The sequence below is a fragment of the Paenibacillus sp. FSL R5-0908 genome, assembly GCF_038006245.1.
Taxonomy (GTDB): domain Bacteria; phylum Bacillota; class Bacilli; order Paenibacillales; family Paenibacillaceae; genus Paenibacillus_AQ; species Paenibacillus_AQ odorifer.
This window is the reverse complement of record NZ_JBBOUV010000001.1, coordinates 5,002,244-5,021,054: the sequence shown is the minus strand read 5'-3', so window position 1 is coordinate 5,021,054 and position 18,811 is coordinate 5,002,244. Positions and strand designations below refer to the sequence as shown.

Here is an 18,811-nt window from a genome sequence, read left to right as displayed (position 1 = left end):
TCCGCTCTTTTAGAGGGTTGACTAAGCGCCGTTTTTTATTTTTTTATGCTGAAGGTCCGGCAGATTTATTTTTTCTTCGTTTGCAGGAAATGGAAGTTGTTTCGCGAAAATGTAGATATACCGGATAGAACCGCGAGGAAAGGAAGGAATAAGTGTGCATGCTTCTGAATTCAGTAAAATTTGGCATAAGATTTTAAAAGATTATAAATTACATATGGACAGTAATCTTGCTCCAACGCTGACGGATGCCCAACTTACTGTACTTGAACTGCTTCAGGAACGCGACGCCATGAAGCCTTCTGATCTGGCTCCACATTTGGCGACCAGTCCTGCAGCGGTTACGATGTTACTTGATCGGATGGAGAAGCATGAGCTTATTGTGCGGGAAAGAGATGCTTCGGACCGGCGGATTGTATGGGTGAGCATAACGGAGACTGGAATGGAAGAAACTGCACGGGGTCTAAAGATCCGCAGTGACTTTTTTGCGGAAGCGCTTGATCCGATCTCCTCTCATAACCAACAGTTACTGCTCTACTTAATGGGCAAAATGGTTGTTACAACCACACCGGAGGGCTCAACACCTTGAAGCAAATAGCTTGGCTGTATCACTACTATGATGAATCTACAGGTCCATTTCAGAATCTGTCTGATCTGCCATCCCAAGAAGCGGAACAGGTTCTGAATGATCTACGTCAAAGAGGAATATAGAATTATTTAGAACCGGTTGAAAGAATTTATAGGTATTTAGTGGCATCTAGAAGTAAGTAGAAACATTTAGGGGCTTTTAAATGCATTTAGTTGTATTTTGTACAGCTATTATTTACTAAGTACTCGATTGAAGAAATATAACTGTATTTTATACAACTATTTTCTTGATTAACTTCTATTTTTGCAGTTTTCTTGATTTTTAATTGTAAAGAGTACACTTAAAATCCGATCTATTGCTTTTTTATTCGGAATAAGTGTATAGAATGCAGTTATCTTACTTTTCATTTCAGATTCCATCTAGGATCCACTGCTGAACCACTGCTGAACCACTGCTGAACCACTGCTGAACCACTGCTGAACCACTGCTGAACCATTGCTGATCCACTGCTGATCCACCGCTAAACAGAGCGGTGGATCGTTAACTAAGTTCAAGCTGGAAGGTGGAAGGAATGTTTAATCTCGAAAAGATGTTTAATCTCAAAGGGATCTTCAATGCCCGGCTAGAATAATCGGACTAAGCATATTCTGCGGAGCTAGGAAGAACACTCCAGCGTGGACCCTATTCCCATAGTCTGTTCAAGTAGCAGACGCAGAAACAAAAACGAGGCAGTGATTCTCCACTAACCGGAGAATCACTGCCTCGTTTTTATCGTTTCAATGCCTAGAAAGAACTGCTTTAGGACAGCCCTTTTTGTAGTGTTTCACGCGGCCACAGATCCCAAGGATGGGTTTGTGGGGGCAGAGAGATGAGTTCCACTTCTTCTTTAGTAACAGGGTGAGGGAATCCTACAAGTGCTGACCATAACGCAATTTGTTGCCCCGGTCTGTTCACTGAAGCCCCGTACTTCTGATCACCGTATAATGGGCAGCCGATCGAACTCAGCTGCACCCGTATTTGGTGGGAACGCCCTGTAAGTAAATCAATCTTAAGCAGGCTGTATCCTTCTGCACTGTCAAGCACTGTGTAATCCAGAATGGCTTCCTTGCCGCCGGGAGTTCCTTTTCGAACCACAGTGACGGTGTTACTCTTTGCGTCTTTAAGCAGCGTATCTGTAAGACGGCCACGAGTGGCTGGCGGTTTACCATGCACGACTGTTAAATACACCTTATGAAAGCCGTGAGTACGGACACTCTCGGATAGTCTTGAAGCCGCTTTGGAAGTCTTGGCAAAAATCATTGCCCCCCCAACCGGTCGGTCCAAACGGTGGACCAGACCCATATAGACATTGCCGGGTTTGTTGAAACGTTCCTTCACATCTTCTTTCAACAGGTTCAGCAGGTCAGGATCGCCTGTTGCATCCTCCTGAACAGGAATATTCACGGGTTTTACAATCCCCAGAAGATGGTTGTCTTCGTACAACACTTCAAAGCGTTGCGATCCGCCGCTTACAGCCTCATTGTTGCCTGAACTATGCTGTGTCATGGCTTACGCCTCCCAGCGACCCAGGATACCACATGGCAGATTCATGCCGGAGGAGGTGATCGGAAGACCAATTTCGCCGGAGGTAAGCTTTCCGCCATAACGTTTGCCCATGGTCATGGACAACATGTTGCGCAGTACAGTTGGAGAAATTCCAGTGGTGTAGGAATTAATGAGCATGAACAATGGGTTGTCGCTCATAATCTCCATACAGCTCTCAAGGAAAGGGTACAAGCTTGATTCAAGCTTCCACATTTCTCCACCAGGTCCTCTTCCGTAAGAAGGAGGGTCCATAATAATTGCGTCATATTTACTGCCGCGGCGTTGTTCACGTTGTACGAACTTGAATACATCATCCGTGATAAAGCGGACTGGACGTTCGCCAAGACCAGACAGCTGAACGTTTTCTTTCGCCCACTGCACCATACCTTTGGCTGCATCCACGTGAACGACAGACGCACCGGCACTCGCCGCTGCCACAGTAGCTCCACCTGTGTAAGCAAAAAGATTCAGCACTGAGATTGGACGGTTAGCCGCTGCAATCTTGTCCATCATCCAGCTCCAGTTAGCTGCTTGTTCAGGGAATAGTCCTGTATGCTTGAAGTTTGTAGGACGTAAATGGAATTTTAATTTACCATAGCTAATCTTCCAATCGTCCGGAATCGTTTTTTTCATTTCCCATTGTCCGCCACCAGCGGAGGAACGGTGATAATGTCCGTGCACATCACGCCATTTAGCGGTCTCATTATTTAGAGGCCAAATAATCTGTGGATCAGGACGACGCAAGATAATATCGCCCCAGCGTTCGAGCTTCTCTCCACCGCCTGTATCAATTACTTCATAGTCTTTCCAATCGCTCGCTATATACATGATTTAATCCATCCTTCAAAAAAATTCATTTAGCCTTTATTGTACAACATTTCACCTGATTGCTACAAACAAATTACGCCTCAGCCAGCTTCACCAATTATTTTGTCCAATGCTAATGAAGTGTATAATATTGCCATGCTTATGCGGCTATTCAACTGGTGCTGAAAGACTTGATTGTGTATGATCAGATAGTAGAGTTCTTACCCTATTTACGATCGGAGAACTAAAGCTATGTTCAATCTCTCACCGCTGTATTTCCCTTTAACTGCAAAACCCAACCACACTAGTGAGTTTCTGCCCAGCCAAGACTTGCAGCCGTTTATTCGCTGTTTTTGGGGTTCTGTAGATGTGGAGTCTATACAACAACCTGAGACGGAGACAATAATTCCGGACACCTGTATGGATATTATTTGGGATTTGGATAGAGAATCAGGCAATACAAACACTTTTTTCTCCGGCATTAATGACGCTCCATTTGAAGTCTCGTCAGACAGAAAGCCAGGGGGGAGTTCAACCTTTGGGGTCCGATTTCATTTTTGGGCAGTTCATTTTTTTGCAGATGATCATCTGCGGAATGTCTTGAATGCACATGTCGATGTAGAACAATATTTTGGCACATTTAAAAAAGAGCTTGGTCATCTATTAGAGAAAGTAAACTCGATGGACGAAAGGATTGCAGCCGCTGAAGCCTATCTGCTTCGTCGTCTTGAGCGTAGAGGGCGGACCAACGATCGGATGATGAACGCAGTCTATACAATGGTTAAACAAAAAGGGATTGTGACCGCTGAGGATTTGGTGACCAGTTCTAATTTAAGCAGACGACAACTTGAACGGCTTTTTCAAGAATATTTAGGTATATCACCCAAAAAAACAGCAGATCTCGTGCGGTTTCAGAATGTATGGCGGGAGATGTGTCATTTACCTGAGCAGACAAAGAATATGCAGGATCTTATTTTCGCGTATGGTTACAGTCACCAGTCCCATTTTATCAATAATTTTAAAAAATATGCAGGACGAACTCCACTTGAAGCCTTGGTCTATGCAGGCCGAAGAATGTCGTAATTTTGCAATACAAAGCGTGTCAACCTTGTTAGACTAAACCTAAGTAAGAAATGAGACATATTATGAGAATGAGAGGGGACAAGTTATGATTTCGTCTTTTGAAGGGACTAACATTTACACTAAAGATACTGCGGTGTCAGCTAAATTTTATACGGAGGTACTAGGAATTCCTATGCCTTTCGAAGGTTACGGTAATTTCGACGGGGCAAAGCTTGGCTTTGACAAGAAACAGCCGGGAATTATTATTTGGGATGCTGCAAAGTGGGAAAATCTTACGACAGGTTTTGTTAATTTAGTATTCGGCTGTGATAATCTGGATGAGACATACGAGCAGTTGAAAGCTAAGGGACTGGATTGTCAGCCACCTGTTACGATGGAATATAGCGGTAAAGAAATGAATTTTCGTGATCCTGATGGAAATCACATAACCTTGCTGGAAGGTGCTTATTAAGCTTCTTTTTAAGAAAAATGAGACGGAGCGCAAACCTCAACCGTGTGTAATAACGGAGAGTTTGCGTTTTTTTAACTTTATTTATTGACAATGATAATCATTATCAAATAGAATAAGGTGAAGCGTATATGATTTAAATTTAAGGTGTTAGTAGGGGAGGAACAGGAGTTTATGGCTAAAGTGCTTGTGGCATATGCTAGTTTAACTGGGAACACTGAGGAAATGGCTGAATTGATTGTAGAAGGAATACGCCAAGCAGGCGGTGAGGCTGTTTTGAAGTCGGTCACTGAATGTAATGCGATTGAGATAAAATCATATGAAGGCGTTCTGCTAGGGGCATATACTTGGGGAGACGGAGAGTTGCCGGATGAAGCTCTTGATTTCTATGAGGAGATGGATGAACTTGATTTGACTGCTATGAAGTCAGCAGTTTTTGGTAGTGGAGATACAGGCTACGCCATTTATTGTGGGGCAGTGGATGTTATTGAGGAGAAGCTCAAGGAGCGTGGAGCAGTCATTTTGCAAGATAGCCTAAAGATAGAGTATGGCCCTAATGCTGCCGAAAAAGAAGCCTGCCGTCAATTCGGCCGTCAATTTATCAAAGCCTGTATGGCGGTAACCTAAGATGGGTGGGCCAGTGGGAAGTTGGTTTAACAAACCAAGGGATGTACATACCCCTCCGTATAAACGGCTGCACGATTATCGCATGGAGCATATTATGCTGGGCGGGACTGAGAATTTAGCTAGCGGAGCTCCAGCGACGGGGCTCCCACGTTGGCGCCAGCAGGTTCAATATGCTGTGGGGCATACGCTAAATGACTTCTATAGTCTGTTGCCGGAAGTGCGAAGAGAGACACCTATACAATTTCTGTTAGAGCGCCGGTGGCCTCCTAGGGGAGATGCTTTTCCCTCCCTTTTGCAATATTGGGATATCAAAACGAGTGTAGCTGATGAGCTTATGCGTATCGTTTCAAGTAATCATCTACAGGAGATTCCAGTGATGTTATATGAACAGTGGCATGTCCCAGTTCCAGCGCTGAATTTGGAGTTATCGATGATTACGCAGCTGGCTTGGAACTCTTCAAAAAGTGGCCGAAGCGTGAACATTCAGAAGTTTATGGTTAATGGCAATGAGGATATCATCACTGGATTTATGCATATGGCCAATGTTTTTTGCCATCATGCTTATGGTGAGCCAGCGGAGACCGTGGAAGTTTTCTCGCTGCTGGATGGACGTAAATACTGCTTTGATGGAGAGGCAATCTCGCTTATGGAGTCACTGGATTATGTGCGTTTGTTATCCGTATTTCTTGAACGGGAAGTGTTAGCTGACGGTTCCTTAAGCTGCAGCGATCGTAGAAATGAGAGAGGCGAAGCGAATTATTTACTATAATAAATATAGACCTCCTTATCTGCAGGTTAGAACACCAGCAAGTAAGGAGGTCTTATTGTGACTGCTTTATTAAAATCTCAAGAGTAGGTCTGGGGATTAGCCGATATATCGGTAATAATCCTGTTTATTCTGAATGACAAAGCCGCAGCTCTCATACAGCTTAAGTGCATTGGGATTATCCAGTGCGACCTCCAGATTTACACCATTATAATTTTGGCGCTCTCGTTCGATGGTCTGAAGAAGGGCGCTGCGGCCAATGCCAAGCCCGCGTAGCCTTTTGTCGACAGTAAATCCATAGATCCAGGATTCATTATCTTCAGTCCACACTCGCATTTTTCCAACAGGCCTGCCGTCCATCTCGATCATAATATTCTCTTGCATACCTTCCTGTTTGTGCAACTCATACTGCTCGGCAGCATCTTCTGTCTTCATATCAAAACCTCCACAATCCAGTTCAACCAGAATGTGTGCCTCTTCTTCACGAGCTGGCCGTAAGACCACAGTCCCTGTTGCTGAGCTAACATCAGAAGAAACCATGGAATTGCCATCCCATTTCATTTGATATTCAGCGTGATTGAACTGTAGAGGTAAGGTTTGCAGGAAAGCAGTTCCGGATGAAGAAGCGGCGGGTGCATTCAGAAGAAGAGTAGAGACGTTATTGCGCTTGATTATGGTTTGTGCTCGGTTCCACAGAGAGGTGAAGATTCCGCGTCGACGGTAGCCTGGCCGAACCATGCCGCAGACCTCCATATCGCTTCCAAAACCATAGAGTCCTAAGAAACCGACCAGTAATTCGTCCTCATAAGTCACGAGCCATTCCGTATCACCTGTACTTGATGGCTGGCGGAGCATATCCCAATTCAGTTTTAATGAGATTCCTTCATATTGCTCACAGCGTTGTTGTAATTCCTCAATATTCTTAAAAGTGTCGGCAGTCGTCAAACCCGTTTCCCCCTAAAGTGTATTTGAACTATTATAAGTTCGCATAGTTACTAAAAAAGCTTCGCGGAAACGGGAGCAGGTTTAAGCTCTCCCGCCAGTATTCCCGCTCAGCACGTCTTTGTACTCCGGGTGCTTCTCGAATTGATGCGCAGCATAGGAGCACACGGGTACAATTTTTAAATTCTCATTCCGAGCCTTGTCCACAACAGCGCGTACAAGCTCTTGTCCGGTACCTTGACCGCGCAGTTCTTCGGAGACACGGGTGTGGTCAATGACCAATTCCCCGGTTTCTTTATCCAAACTGTATGTGATTTCGGCAAGGTCCTTACCGTCATTAGCAACAAAAAAACGTCCGTTTTCATTTTGAATTTGCATCTTATGGCTTCACTCCTAATTAGTTATTGCCTATATTTTACTACCATGAATTGCAAAAAGCGAGGAGCGAACCAGATTGATTGTTCTTCGGGCTGAATGTTGCTTTCCTTGTTACCCGTGGATCGCAGGGCTGCATTTTTGTTCATGTGGGCAACTTGGCTATAGAGCAGAATATGAGCAAGTGAGAGTTAACTAACCTCAAGTTTTTGTTTTGGTAAGCTGGGAACGGTGGAATGTTGGAACTCCGGAACCCCGGAACCATGGGACCTCAGAGCGCTGAACCCCGAACCCCGAACTCTCGGTTGTCCTAAACCTCCGCAGAACCTCTCGGACCCAGCTGGCGCTATTTGCACATTATTAGCCTTTTGAGTAAATTTTCGGACCTCAGTGCAGCTATTCCTTTGGAATAGGCACGAAATAGGCCTTTATAGTGTCCATAGCGCCTATGGAGTCCGATAGCATGCTGAAAAGAGGATAATACTGCGAATAAGGTCAACTGATTCCGATAGGTGTCCGATAGCGTAGGACCCTAATCCCCCACTGATGCTTACGGACCCAATTGACGCTATTTGCACATATTTAGACTTTTGAGTAAATTTTCAGACAATAGTGCAGCTATTCCTTTGGAATAGGCACGAAATAGGCATTTATAGTGTCAATAGAACCTATGGAGTCCAATCGCACGCAAAAAAGAGGATAATACTGCACATAAGGTTAACTGTGTCCGATAGCGTAAGATCCTAATCCTCAGCAGAAGCTTACTGACCAGAGTATTAGTTCCCACGGATGCTTTCGGACCCAGCAGACGCTATTTACACTTTTTTAGCCTTTTGAGCAAAGTTTCGGACCCCAGTGCAGCTATTCCTTTGGAATAGGCGCGAAATAGGCATTTCTAATGCCCATAGCGCCTATGGAGTCCGATAGCACGCAAAAAAGAGGATAATACTGCGAATAAGGTCAACTGTGTCCGATGGAACAGGATCCTAATCTCCCGCAGGAGCTTACGGACCCAACAGACGTTATTTGCACAAGGTCAACTGACCGATGGAATCTGAGCGACAATGAGTTTAAGTTTACAGCGACTGACCGTCACCGCTTGGCAACAAAATCCTAAACTTCCGTAGAACCTCTTGGACCCAGCAGACGCTATTTACACTTTTTTAGCCTTTTGAGCAAATTTTCGGAACCCAGTGCAGCTATTCCTTTGGAATAGGCAAGAAATAGGTATTTATAGTGTCAATAGCGCCTATGGAGTCCGATAGCACACAAAAAAGGGGATAATACAGCGAATAAGGTCCACTGTGTCCGTTAGCGTAGAGTCCTGATCTTCCGCTGAAGCCTGCGGATCGAGCATACGCTATTAGCACAAGGTCCACTGTGTCCGATAGCGCCCACGCTCGCGGAAATGACAGCTAAACCAGTGTGCAATGCAGAAAATTCGGTGCTGAAATAGCAGCTAATGAATTTTTATGCACTCCCGTTTATAGAGTAGCTTGCGTATTCTCAGGATAATACAATAAGATTAAGAGAATATCTCACTACTGAAAAGAACCGCTAGCAGGAGGAATCATTGTGGAATACAAGGTTGAGGTTGAATTTGGATCGATTTATGAGTTGTTGAACAGCTTACATACTTATCTCTGCAAAAAATCCTATAAGAAGATTGATTTAGGGGTAGCGTGGGCTAACGAAATTGAAAGCACGCTCAGTGAAGAGCTGTTATCCCGTCTGAAAGAAACCGAACTAAACAATGAGTGGAAAATGTTGAATCTGCTCATTTACTGTTGTCCATTTAAAGATGATGTAGACAGGGTGTTGAACTGGATTGAAGGGTTATCGGTTGGTGAGTTATATGAGACCTTATCAAAGTATGTAAAGGTATTTCCAAGCCATATGGAGGATTACCGTAACCGCGTAGTATTTTTACTCTCCGAGTGGAACCGCCAGTACTTTAGCCAATGCAATCCTGCGATTTTGAGCAAACTACAGCAGCATGCGGATTCGAAGAACACGGAGCTTAATGAACTGGACACTGCGGATTTCGTGAACAAGACGACCAACGGATTTTACTTCATGCCTACGGATGGGCTTAAGAAGCTCGTACTGATTCCACAGTATCATTTTCAGCCTGCTAATATTATCTATTGCTATGGCGAATTAACGATTTGTCATTATGCGGCGTGGATATCGATGGAGAATGAGGAAATCTCCCCTTTTATGTACAGAGCGATCCGTAGTCTGAGTGAAAAAAGCCGGCTAAAAATCCTCCAAGCCCTTAGTGGTGGCCGTAAGACGTTTACCGAAATTGTTAAGCATGCGGGGATCTCGAAGGGGATTGTGCATGATCATATTTTTAATCTTCGTTGTGCAGGTTTACTTCATGCCTATATTGAAGGGGAGAATGTCACCGGATACAGTCTGCGTCTTGAAGGCATTCATCGGATGAATGAGCAGCTATTCGAGTATTTGAAATAATGATTTCGAAAAAAATGTAACCGCCTGAAAGCCAGGGCTTCTCTTATACAGAGAGGGTTTTGGCTTTTTTTATTTGTTTTAATTATCACCTAATTCTGTTTATGGAGAATTTTTTTGAAGTTCTCTCTTTACAGAACTAGAAAACCTTTCTATAATGAACATCAGATGTTATTCATACTTAACGGGTAGGAATTATAGTTATTATTCGAGAGAAAAGGGAGATAGGTACATGAGAAAAAATGCGATTGTAATCACTTCATTACTGCTTACGGGTTCACTGTTACTTTCTGCTTGCGCTAACAACAGTAATAATGAATCCTCATCCGCAAACAATGCGGCTGCAGGCTCCAATTCAACCAATGTGGAAGCAACCACTGCACCAGAGATTGTTCCTGCGGGTGCTCTAAGCGAACCTTTTACTGCCACGGATTTATCCAAACTTCCAGCGGTGGCCCAGAAACGTACAGATACCATTATCGTCGGGCTTACGGACCCAAGCGGAGCGTTCACTCCTTATTTTCAACAAAGTGGTTATGATGGCAATGTCTCTTCACTGCTATACGCTTCTCTCGTAACTGTTGATGACAAAGGCGTGCCAACGCCGGAGCTTGCGGAGAGCTGGGATGTTTCGGATGATCAGCTTACATACACGTTCCACTTGAGAAAAGATTTGAAATTCAGCGACGGTTCACCGTTAACAGCGGATGATGTGGCATTTACATGGACGATCCAATACGACAAATCGTATGACGGCAGCTCCCAGCTTCCATCGCTAAATGTTAAAGGCGGCAAAGCCTATAAGGAAGGTACATCCCCTACAGTTGAGGGCATTAAAGTAATTGATCCACAGACGATCTCAGCAACCCTTGAGCAACCAAACGCAACGGCTCTGGTACAGCTCGGCTCGAATGTACTGTCGAAAGCTTACTATGGCAAGGACTATAAAATTGGAAATCTTGAATACATTAAAAAGCTGCATGAGAAGCCACTTGGCGATGGACCTTACAAGCTGGAGAAATTTATTCCCGGTCAGGAAGTGCGTTTTGTAGCGAATGAGAATTATTTCAAGGGTAAACCAAAGACGGAGCATTTCATCTACAAAACTACGGAAGGCGACGTATGGCAGTTCGTAGAAACTGGTGAAGTGGACTACGCTTCCTTTAGTGCGACAGACGAGAATATCGAGAAGCTGAAAGCGCTCGGTTTTGTGAATATTATTCCTTACACTCCAAGCACCTATGGTTACCTGCAAGTTAACCTGAAGCATGAGCAGCTCAAGGATAAGCTTGTACGTCAAGCTATTGTGTACGGTTTGGATCGTCAGAGTATTTATGTGGATGCAGCACAAGGTGCAGGTTCTATTGCCAACATCCCGGCATCGCCGATTTCCTGGTCTTACACTGAGGAAGGCATTAATCCATACAAATATGATCCGGAAAAAGCAAAACAATTACTCGATGAAGCTGGCTGGACGGTAGGCGCGGGGGGTATCCGTGAAAAAGATGGCAAACCGCTGTCCATCCATTACCTCGGTTCGAAGAGTAAAAATACAGATATTTTCATCGCTGTAGCTAAAGAGAATTTTGAAGCGCTGGGTATCGAATTCCAGCCTGAGGTTTTTGCAGACTTTAACTCACTGGTATCGAAAGTAGAAGGTGGGGATTACGATCTCGTATCCTTCTCCACTAGCATGTTGACTGATCCGTCTGATGGGTTCATGCAATTCTTCGATGGAGAAATCACGGATTATGACAATCCGAAATTCCTGGAGCTGTACAACAAAGCCTTGGCCACTACTGATATTGAGGCACGCAAAGCGGTATATAAAGAGCTGTATCAGCTTTTCAATGATGAACTGCCTATTATTTTCACAAGTTATAAAAAGACAGTATACGCCTATAACGGACGTATTGAGAATCTCTCGGTCAGCCCGTTCATCGGTCTTGCTGGCAGTCTGCCAACTTGGAGCCTGAAATAAATAAACCAGTGTCCCCTGCCCTGACTGGATTCAAGGGCAGGGGACGAATCATAAGGAGTCTGTCATGAGCGCTTATTTATCGAAAAGACTGTTGTACATGGTCATCATCTTATTTGCGGCATCATTATTGATCTTCTGTCTGTATGCTTCAACTCCCGGTGACTTCATAACCGGAAATATTAAATTGACCGCCGAACGCAAAGCTGAGCTGCGTGAAATCTACGGCTTAAACAAGCCTGTGCTTGAACGGTATGGGATCTGGATGAAGAATGCGCTGCATGGTGATTTCGGGTATTCCTTAGCCCAACAAAAGCCTGTGCTGCAGCTTTTTAATGATTATATTTGGAATTCCTTTTTGCTGGCTGCCGTATCTACGTTTCTGACGTGGGTGATTGCGGTCATTATTGGCGTCATCTCTGCCTATAAGCAATATTCCTGGTTCGATACACTCGTGATGATCGCTATATTCGCAGCAATGTCGCTGCCGTCATTTTTTATAGGCTTATTCCTGATCAAAATCCTGGCCGTCGATCTCAAGTGGCTGCCTCCAGGTGGAATAATCACCACGGGTAGTAATGCTACGGGTTTGGCTTACTTTAAGGAGATCGTAACGCACATGACCCTTCCGGTTGTGGTTATGACCCTTCTGGGATTAGGTTCGCTCACCCGTTATTTCCGCAGCAATATGATCGATGTCTTAAAACAGGATTATATCCGTACGGCACGCGCCAAAGGTCTAAAAGAACGCAAGGTGCTCTTTACACACGCCTTACGTAATGCCTTGCTGCCCGCAATTACACTGGTTGGTTTTGAGCTTCCAGCACTATTTGGCGGATCCCTTATTATTGAGAAAATATTCAATTGGCCTGGGATTGGCCAACTGTATATGCAGTCCTTCGGACTAAGGGATTATCCTTTGCTGATGGGCTTTACGATGTTTATTGCCATACTTACCGTCATAGGAACGTTGCTTTCGGATGTTTTGTACCGGATTGCCGATCCTAGAGTTCGGCTATAGAGAGGAGGAAGCTGACGTGGCAGTTCAAAGTAATGTAGCTGGGATCGCGAAGCCGCAGACCACCAAAGGAAAATCCTCTTTATTCCGGCAATCCATGCGGAGGTTGCTGAAGAACAAGCTGGCGGTATCCGGATTTGTGGTGGTGATCTTTATGTTTGCGCTTTGTTTTATTGGTCCGCTGTTCTCACCCTATACGGATAACAAAATTAATATGGCTATGATGAACAAGGCACCCAATATGAAGCATTGGCTGGGCACTGATGCATTGGGCAGAGATATTCTGACCCGGGTAATGCAGGCGGGACGCATTTCACTGACCGTGGGACTAGCGTCAATGGTTCTTTCGGTGTTTATTGGTGCGCTTTTGGGGGCTATTGCTGGGTATTACCGCGGTATTGCCGATCAAATCATTATGCGGATTGCGGATCTTTTATTGACGGTCCCGAGTCTGCCGCTGCTCTTTATTTTTGGTGCGTTGCTATCGGAGTGGAAGATTCCAACGGATTATCGGATGTATATTGTTATGCTGATGCTTAGTATTGTGAGCTGGCCGGGTATGGCACGTATGGTACGGGGTCAAATGCTTAGTCTGCGAGAACGTGAGTTTATGCAGGCGGCGGTAGTATTAGGCCTCCGTGATCGGCGTAAATTATTTAATCATTTGCTGCCGAATATCGTTCCTTTGCTGATCGTTATGGCTACCCTTAACATCGGTGGTGCTATCTTGAGTGAATCGGTTCTTAGCTTTTTTGGGCTAGGTGTTATGCCGCCAACTCCAACCTGGGGCAATATGATTGATGCTGCGAATAATATGATCGACTTTCAGGATCGGCCATGGCTGTGGATTCCACCAGGATTATCGATCTTTGCGACAGTGATCGCCATCAATATCTTTGGTGACGGACTCCGGGACGTGCTTGATCCTAAACAGAAGAGGTAGGTGACCCTCAGATGAGTGATTTAATGAATATAGACGGTCTAAGTACATACTTCTTCACGGAAGAAGGAAAAGTGAAAGCCGTTGATGATGTAAGCTTCCGGGTTCGCGAGGGAGAGACGGTATGTATCGTTGGAGAATCGGGCTGCGGCAAAAGCGTGACCGCGATGTCCATCATGGGGCTTGTTGAGGAACCCGGGGGCAAGGTAGCCCAAGGGAAAATTGATTTTCAGGGTGAAGATTTGTTGAAAATGGACAAAAACACACTGCGGACCATCCGCGGGAATGAAATCGCGATGATCTTCCAGGAGCCCATGTCCTCCCTTAATCCTGTAATCAAGATCGGTGAGCAAATCATGGAACCGCTGATTGTACATCTGAAGATGAACAAGAAACAGGCGCGTATCCGGGCGATTGAACTGATTAAGCAGGTAGGCATATCACGACCAGAGCAAATTGCTGATAGTTACCCGCATGAATTAAGTGGAGGTATGCTGCAGCGGATTATGATTGCTATTGCCATTGCCTGCAGTCCAAAGCTATTGATTGCTGATGAACCGACTACGGCGCTGGATGTAACGATTCAAGCGCAAATTCTGGATATGCTGCGTGAAATTAAAGATAGCTCGGGCATGTCCATTCTACTAATCACCCATGATCTTGGCGTAGTGGCAGAGATGGCCGATTATGTGATTGTTATGTATTCCGGAAAGATTGTAGAGGAGGGGGAGGTGGTTGAATTGTTCAACAACCCCAAACATCCCTATACAAAAGGGCTGCTCAAATCGAAGCCGGTAATCAATCAGCGACAGGATGAGCTGTATTCCATACCAGGTCAAGTGCCAAATCCGCTTGAACTGGTGCCTTCTTGTTATTTTCATGACCGCTGTGAGCATTGCGTGCCTGTATGTGTCAGCCAGCAGCCCCGGCTTAAAGAGGTGGCCAGCAGACAAAAGGTAGCTTGCTGGTTGTATGAGGAGGCGGTTGTTCATGCCTGAGGCACTGCTTGAGGTCAATCATTTGAAGAAATATTTTCCTGTTACTAAGGGGCTGCTTAACCGAACCGTTGGGCATGTAAAGGCTGTTGACGATATTAGCATCACACTTCAACCTGGGGAAACGTTTGGGCTTGTAGGGGAATCTGGGAGCGGCAAAAGTACAGTCGGACGGACGATTTTACGGCTAACGGATAAAACGGCAGGTGAGATCAAATTCAAAGGGACAGACATTCACTCCCTGTCGCCCGCTGAATTGCGCAATATTAGGCCCCAAATGCAGTTGATCTTCCAAGATCCTTATAGCTCTCTTAACCCACGGGTTCGTATAGGTGATGCGATTGGTGAAGCTTTACTGGATCATGGTTTATGCTCAAAGTCCGAGGTGCGAGATCTGGTGCTTGAAGCGCTAGCGGCTTGCGGTTTATCTTCTTATCATATTGATCGCTTTCCGCATGAATTCTCCGGGGGGCAGCGGCAGCGGATCGGGATCGCCCGTGCGCTTGTTTTGAATCCTGAGCTGATCATTGCAGACGAACCAGTTTCAGCACTGGATGTTTCCATCCAAGCACAGATTATTAATTTATTCAGTAAGCTCCAGCAGAGTCGAGGGTTAACGTATTTGTTTATCTCCCATGACTTGAGTGTTGTGGAGCATTTGTGTTCAAGAATCGGTGTTATGTACCTAGGCTCTATGATGGAGACGGCTTCAAGAGATGAACTGTTTAAGAATCCGCTCCACCCGTATACCAAAGCGCTGCTGTCGGCTGTTCCGATTCCTATTCCAAAGCTGAAAAGGGAAAGAATTGTACTTAAGGGAGATATTCCGAGTCCGGTAAACCCGCCTTCTGGCTGTAAATTCCATACCCGTTGTCCCTTTGCTCAAGAGGTTTGCAGATCTGAAATCCCGGTATTTCGTGATGTTGGCAGTAACCATTTTGTAGCTTGTCATTTAGTTTAATAGTTGTCACAAATATAGCAATGATTTTTTCCTAAGACATGAATAATTAATGTTGAATTGTATAATAATACAATTTGACCTTATTTTTGCCTGGGCTCAAAAAGTCTTGAGAGGTTTCAAAGCCAGGTCAATGGGGTAATTAGAGAGTGGTTAGGTTAGGCGTACATATCTAATCGGTCTAGTATAAAATCCCTACTTAGGAGGAATCATCGTGAATACAACAGTACGTTTGACAGAAAGATCCGGCTCGACTTCTTCACAGCGCAGAAAAGGCTTTGTACCGGTAGTCGTGTACGGTGCAGGTTCAGATAGCCAGTCCTTTACAGCGGATGCTAAGACAATTTCAGGTATTTTAGCCAGCAACCCACGGGCTGTTCTTACTTTGGAATTGCCAGACTCGGGCAAAAAGAACGTGGTTATTCAAGAAATCCAACGTCAGCCAATATCCAAACAACTGCTGCACATTGATTTTCAGCAGATTGATATGAAGGCCAAATTGGATACCAAAGTAGCGTTCCACTTTACAGGTGAACCAGTAGGTGTGAAGAGCGGCGGCGTGCAACAAATTGAATTGCACGAGCTGGATATTCGCACACTTCCAGATAAAATAGCTGCATCCTTTGAAGTGGATATCAGTGGACTAGATATTGGTGATCAATTGCTGGTATCTGATTTGCCGAAGCATGAAGGCTGGGAAGTATTGACGCCTGAGGATACATTGATTGTCCGTATTTCTCCTCCAGCAGCGCAAGAACCAACAGAAGAAGATACTGCTGAACCCGCTGCAGCTGAAACTGCTGGCGAAGATAAAGCAGAATAGTATAGAGATAAATAGTAAAGAGCAGATAGAATCCTTATAAAGGAGCTGTCTGCTCTTTTTGTTTTGCCTTCATAAATATGAATTCATAAAAATGATGTTGGTCTTTCGTATGATTTCTCAAATGGCAATTTTGGTTGTTTCGCCTCATTTAGTTAAAAATTTACACAAAATCGTTGACGAACGGGTTTCTAAGCCTGAAAATGAGGACAATTACCATGGTAAAATATTCAAAAGTCCCTGTTGTTGCTGTTTGAAAACGCTTTAGTTTTTATGCTTCAAAGAACTCTCATTGCCTAGTTCATCATGATTTAGAGGAGGAAAGTTATGAAGATGAGGAAGCTGTTTTCGATCTTAATGACAAGTTTGCTGGTGCTTGGGGTAGCTCTACCATTTGGTGGAAAAGCGGATGCAGATGCTGCAAGTGACGCTTCAAATCGTGCTTTAATCTGGCTGAAGGCCCAGCAGGATGCAACAGCGGGGTATGCTTTTGAGGGACTGGTAGATAGCTTTGAAGATTTCTGGGGACCAAACAACCCCAAACAGATTGTATACACGTATGATCAAGCGGTTGCAGCTATCGCCTTTATTGTAAAGGGAGAACGGACGCGGGCAGAGCAGGTTTTGAACAAAATGCGGGACATTCAAGATCCATCAGGCTTCTGGCTGAATTCTTATTGGTATAACAACGGCTTCGGAGAAGAAATCCGTAAACATGTGGGACCCGTTGTATGGATGGCAATGGCTGCTATGGCTTATGAGAAGCAATATAATGATTCACGGTATCGTCCAATGGCGCTCAAAGCACTAGATTGGAGTTTACAGTATAAAAAGGCTAATGGCAGTATTGCAGGAGGATGGAGTGGTTGGAGCAATTCCGATGAGCCTTGGAGCTCAACCGAGCACAATATCGATATTTACCGGGTATTGCAGTATTATGCCTCGGTGGATTCCTCAAAGGCAGCCACTTATAACAGTGCGGCTTCTGGAGTCAAAACCTTCCTGGATAATTATGTGTGGGATGATACAGTCAAACGTTTCAAGGGGGGCTGGAAAAACGATACCAATCTGATCGACCCCAAAATACCTTTAGACGTGAATCCTTGGGGAGTGTTAGCTTTAGGCGTATCCGGAACCCATAACTATGGCGCAAGCTTAACCTATGTGGAAAATGCCTCCGGTACCCCGGGAACACTTGCGAATCCGCGTTACAAGCAGACGCTTACTTACAATGATGCTGGGAATACGCTAACCGGATATGATTTTGACTGGACAGACGAAGTATTACCAGCGTATGACGATAACGGAAATCAAATTGGCAATACGGGTGCAGACGTATGGTTTGAAGGAAGCGCATTCATGTCGCTCGCTTATTATCTGCAAGGCAATGCCTCAAAGGCAGACGCTATTAATACAGAGATTATTAAAAAACAAGGCACAAGCGGTGCTTCGCTTGGGGGTATTCCCTACTCGCTGAAAGGGTCCAGCAACAGTTATTGGGTGATGGCGCAGCAAAACTGTGTTTCCAGCACAGGCTGGTTAATAATGTCCCTGCACCGGTTTAATCCATTCACAGGTCAATATTTGACGGGTGGTGGTAATACTGGGGATACAACCGCGCCAACATCTCCCGCTAATCTAACGGTAACCAGTAAGACGGATACAGGAGTTAGCTTAAGCTGGTCCGCTTCTACCGATAATGTTGGCGTTACAGGTTATATTGTTTATCGCGGAACACAGCAGGTGTCCACTGTGGGGGGAACTACAGCTACTGTTAGTGGACTTACTCCAAACACAGCCTATACGTTTACCGTAAAAGCTACGGATGCAGCAGGTAATTTATCCTCCGCTAGTAATACCGCAACAGTTACTACTAATCCCACTGGAGGCAGTGGAGGCGGTGATCATGTGACGGCTGACTTTACAGCAGGGGTAACGAGACTTTCTGCTACAGAGGCGAGTATCTATATCACACCTGTAACCAGTGCCCTTTATGTAGATGTGCATTACAAGATTAACGGGGGTTCCCAGCTTAATTACAGGATGACTAATAACTCAGGAACATGGAAGCAGACGGTGAGTGGATTAAGCGCTGGCAGCAGTATTGAGTACTGGTTCACTTACGAAAAATCCGGCCCGCAATATGATTCAGCACACTATACTTTTGTTCAGTAAAATTAGCAGATCGTAAAAATCATTCTAAGAGAAGGCTGTTCCATGCTGCCATTTATAGCGGCGGGGGCAGTCTTTTTTTTGGGTGGGAAAAATAGTGAATGACCGTTAAATCCTTCTCAAGACGGAGGTCTGCTCTTAAGGTATGCTTTAAAATCTTTGGGGGGAAACGTTAGGACACGATGGTTACTAGCGTAGGTAGGTATGAGGTGAGTTTAATTTATTGGTTTTACAACG

General features: G+C 44.8%; 18 protein-coding genes. 14 read left to right on the top strand and 4 right to left on the bottom strand.

The features are described from left to right. Window positions 1–154: 154 nt before the first annotated feature. Together MKZ09_RS22860 and MKZ09_RS22855 are read left to right on the top strand one after the other, a co-directional pair. Window positions 155–586 (top strand): MarR family winged helix-turn-helix transcriptional regulator, encoded by a 432-nt coding sequence (locus tag MKZ09_RS22860; RefSeq protein WP_076127601.1) that lies wholly within the window; start codon window positions 155–157, stop codon window positions 584–586. Then, complete coding sequence (locus MKZ09_RS22855) at window positions 583–708, top strand: hypothetical protein (protein ID WP_256719200.1); 126 nt, start codon at window positions 583–585, stop codon at window positions 706–708. Before MKZ09_RS22860 ends, MKZ09_RS22855 begins: the two co-directional genes overlap by 4 nt. Before the next feature lie 676 nt (window positions 709–1,384). Here MKZ09_RS22855 and MKZ09_RS22850 read toward each other — a convergent pair. Together MKZ09_RS22850 and MKZ09_RS22845 are read right to left on the bottom strand one after the other, a co-directional pair. Then, complete coding sequence (locus tag MKZ09_RS22850; RefSeq protein ID WP_076204380.1) at window positions 1,385–2,131, bottom strand: RluA family pseudouridine synthase; 747 nt, start codon at window positions 2,129–2,131, stop codon at window positions 1,385–1,387. Between the two features lie 3 nt (window positions 2,132–2,134). Then, entirely contained in the window at window positions 2,135–2,998 is an 864-nt protein-coding gene (locus MKZ09_RS22845) for a class I SAM-dependent methyltransferase (RefSeq protein ID WP_036685718.1), read from the bottom strand. 231 nt (window positions 2,999–3,229) lie between these two features. On the opposite strand from MKZ09_RS22845, the gene MKZ09_RS22840 reads away from it, so the two are divergent. The 4 genes from MKZ09_RS22840 (at window position 3,230) to MKZ09_RS22825 (ending at window position 5,904) form a co-directional block, all read left to right on the top strand. Further along, on the top strand, window positions 3,230–4,060 hold the full coding sequence (locus tag MKZ09_RS22840; protein ID WP_076204384.1) for an AraC family transcriptional regulator: 831 nt from the start codon (window positions 3,230–3,232) through the stop codon (window positions 4,058–4,060). Between the two features lie 85 nt (window positions 4,061–4,145). Continuing rightward, window positions 4,146–4,511 carry a VOC family protein gene (locus tag MKZ09_RS22835; protein WP_076204388.1) on the top strand — a complete coding sequence of 122 codons (366 nt, stop codon included), beginning with the start codon at window positions 4,146–4,148 and terminating at the stop codon, window positions 4,509–4,511. A 171-nt stretch (window positions 4,512–4,682) separates the two neighbouring features. Then, a complete protein-coding gene (locus tag MKZ09_RS22830) occupies window positions 4,683–5,135 on the top strand; it encodes a flavodoxin (RefSeq protein ID WP_076204392.1) in 453 nt (150 codons plus the stop codon). 1 nt (window position 5,136) lies between these two features. Beyond that, on the top strand, window positions 5,137–5,904 hold the full coding sequence (locus MKZ09_RS22825; RefSeq protein ID WP_076204396.1) for a hypothetical protein: 768 nt from the start codon (window positions 5,137–5,139) through the stop codon (window positions 5,902–5,904). Between the two features lie 96 nt (window positions 5,905–6,000). Here MKZ09_RS22825 and MKZ09_RS22820 read toward each other — a convergent pair whose 3' ends face one another. Further along, window positions 6,001–6,846, bottom strand: a complete 846-nt coding sequence (locus tag MKZ09_RS22820) for a GNAT family N-acetyltransferase (RefSeq protein WP_076204400.1) — start codon at window positions 6,844–6,846, stop codon at window positions 6,001–6,003. Window positions 6,847–6,927: 81 nt separating this feature from the next. Next, entirely contained in the window at window positions 6,928–7,221 is a 294-nt protein-coding gene (locus tag MKZ09_RS22815; protein WP_036685732.1) for a GNAT family N-acetyltransferase, read from the bottom strand. A 1,572-nt stretch (window positions 7,222–8,793) separates the two neighbouring features. Between MKZ09_RS22815 and MKZ09_RS22810 the strand changes: the two genes are divergently transcribed. The 8 genes from MKZ09_RS22810 (at window position 8,794) to MKZ09_RS22775 (ending at window position 18,577) form a co-directional block, all read left to right on the top strand. After that, entirely contained in the window at window positions 8,794–9,696 is a 903-nt protein-coding gene (locus tag MKZ09_RS22810; RefSeq protein ID WP_076134637.1) for an ArsR/SmtB family transcription factor, read from the top strand. Window positions 9,697–9,925: 229 nt separating this feature from the next. Further along, window positions 9,926–11,674: an ABC transporter substrate-binding protein gene (locus MKZ09_RS22805; RefSeq protein WP_036685737.1), complete on the top strand. Its 1,749-nt coding sequence runs from the start codon at window positions 9,926–9,928 to the stop codon at window positions 11,672–11,674. A gap of 64 nt (window positions 11,675–11,738) precedes the next feature. After that, entirely contained in the window at window positions 11,739–12,692 is a 954-nt protein-coding gene (locus tag MKZ09_RS22800) for an ABC transporter permease (protein WP_076130810.1), read from the top strand. 16 nt (window positions 12,693–12,708) lie between these two features. Further along, window positions 12,709–13,632, top strand: coding sequence for an oligopeptide ABC transporter permease (opp4C, locus tag MKZ09_RS22795; RefSeq protein ID WP_036685740.1), 924 nt, complete (start codon window positions 12,709–12,711; stop codon window positions 13,630–13,632). Between the two features lie 11 nt (window positions 13,633–13,643). Then, window positions 13,644–14,627 (top strand): ABC transporter ATP-binding protein, encoded by a 984-nt coding sequence (locus MKZ09_RS22790; protein ID WP_076204403.1) that lies wholly within the window; start codon window positions 13,644–13,646, stop codon window positions 14,625–14,627. After that, the gene (locus tag MKZ09_RS22785; RefSeq protein WP_076134636.1) at window positions 14,620–15,585 is read left to right on the top strand and encodes an ABC transporter ATP-binding protein; all 966 of its coding nucleotides are present in this window, start codon (window positions 14,620–14,622) and stop codon (window positions 15,583–15,585) included. Before MKZ09_RS22790 ends, MKZ09_RS22785 begins: the two co-directional genes overlap by 8 nt. A 211-nt stretch (window positions 15,586–15,796) precedes the next feature. Beyond that, on the top strand, window positions 15,797–16,405 hold the full coding sequence (locus MKZ09_RS22780) for a 50S ribosomal protein L25 (RefSeq protein WP_051491406.1): 609 nt from the start codon (window positions 15,797–15,799) through the stop codon (window positions 16,403–16,405). A 324-nt stretch (window positions 16,406–16,729) separates the two neighbouring features. After that, the gene (locus MKZ09_RS22775) at window positions 16,730–18,577 is read left to right on the top strand and encodes a fibronectin type III domain-containing protein (RefSeq protein WP_143766676.1); all 1,848 of its coding nucleotides are present in this window, start codon (window positions 16,730–16,732) and stop codon (window positions 18,575–18,577) included. The last annotated feature ends 234 nt before the right edge of the window (window positions 18,578–18,811 follow it).

What these genes read in the sequence shown, in the direction of transcription:
- MKZ09_RS22845 (WP_036685718.1), bottom strand. Translation starts at nt 2,998, where the DNA reads ATGTATATAGCGAGCGATTGGAAAGACTATGAAGTAATTGATACAGGC.
- MKZ09_RS22800 (WP_076130810.1), top strand. Translation starts at nt 11,739, where the DNA reads ATGAGCGCTTATTTATCGAAAAGACTGTTGTACATGGTCATCATCTTA.
- MKZ09_RS22825 (WP_076204396.1), top strand. Translation starts at nt 5,137, where the DNA reads ATGGGTGGGCCAGTGGGAAGTTGGTTTAACAAACCAAGGGATGTACAT.
- MKZ09_RS22830 (WP_076204392.1), top strand. Translation starts at nt 4,683, where the DNA reads ATGGCTAAAGTGCTTGTGGCATATGCTAGTTTAACTGGGAACACTGAG.
- MKZ09_RS22775 (WP_143766676.1), top strand. Translation starts at nt 16,730, where the DNA reads ATGAAGATGAGGAAGCTGTTTTCGATCTTAATGACAAGTTTGCTGGTG.
- MKZ09_RS22835 (WP_076204388.1), top strand. Translation starts at nt 4,146, where the DNA reads ATGATTTCGTCTTTTGAAGGGACTAACATTTACACTAAAGATACTGCG.
- MKZ09_RS22805 (WP_036685737.1), top strand. Translation starts at nt 9,926, where the DNA reads ATGAGAAAAAATGCGATTGTAATCACTTCATTACTGCTTACGGGTTCA.
- MKZ09_RS22840 (WP_076204384.1), top strand. Translation starts at nt 3,230, where the DNA reads ATGTTCAATCTCTCACCGCTGTATTTCCCTTTAACTGCAAAACCCAAC.
- MKZ09_RS22790 (WP_076204403.1), top strand. Translation starts at nt 13,644, where the DNA reads ATGAGTGATTTAATGAATATAGACGGTCTAAGTACATACTTCTTCACG.
- MKZ09_RS22815 (WP_036685732.1), bottom strand. Translation starts at nt 7,221, where the DNA reads ATGCAAATTCAAAATGAAAACGGACGTTTTTTTGTTGCTAATGACGGT.
- MKZ09_RS22850 (WP_076204380.1), bottom strand. Translation starts at nt 2,131, where the DNA reads ATGACACAGCATAGTTCAGGCAACAATGAGGCTGTAAGCGGCGGATCG.
- MKZ09_RS22785 (WP_076134636.1), top strand. Translation starts at nt 14,620, where the DNA reads ATGCCTGAGGCACTGCTTGAGGTCAATCATTTGAAGAAATATTTTCCT.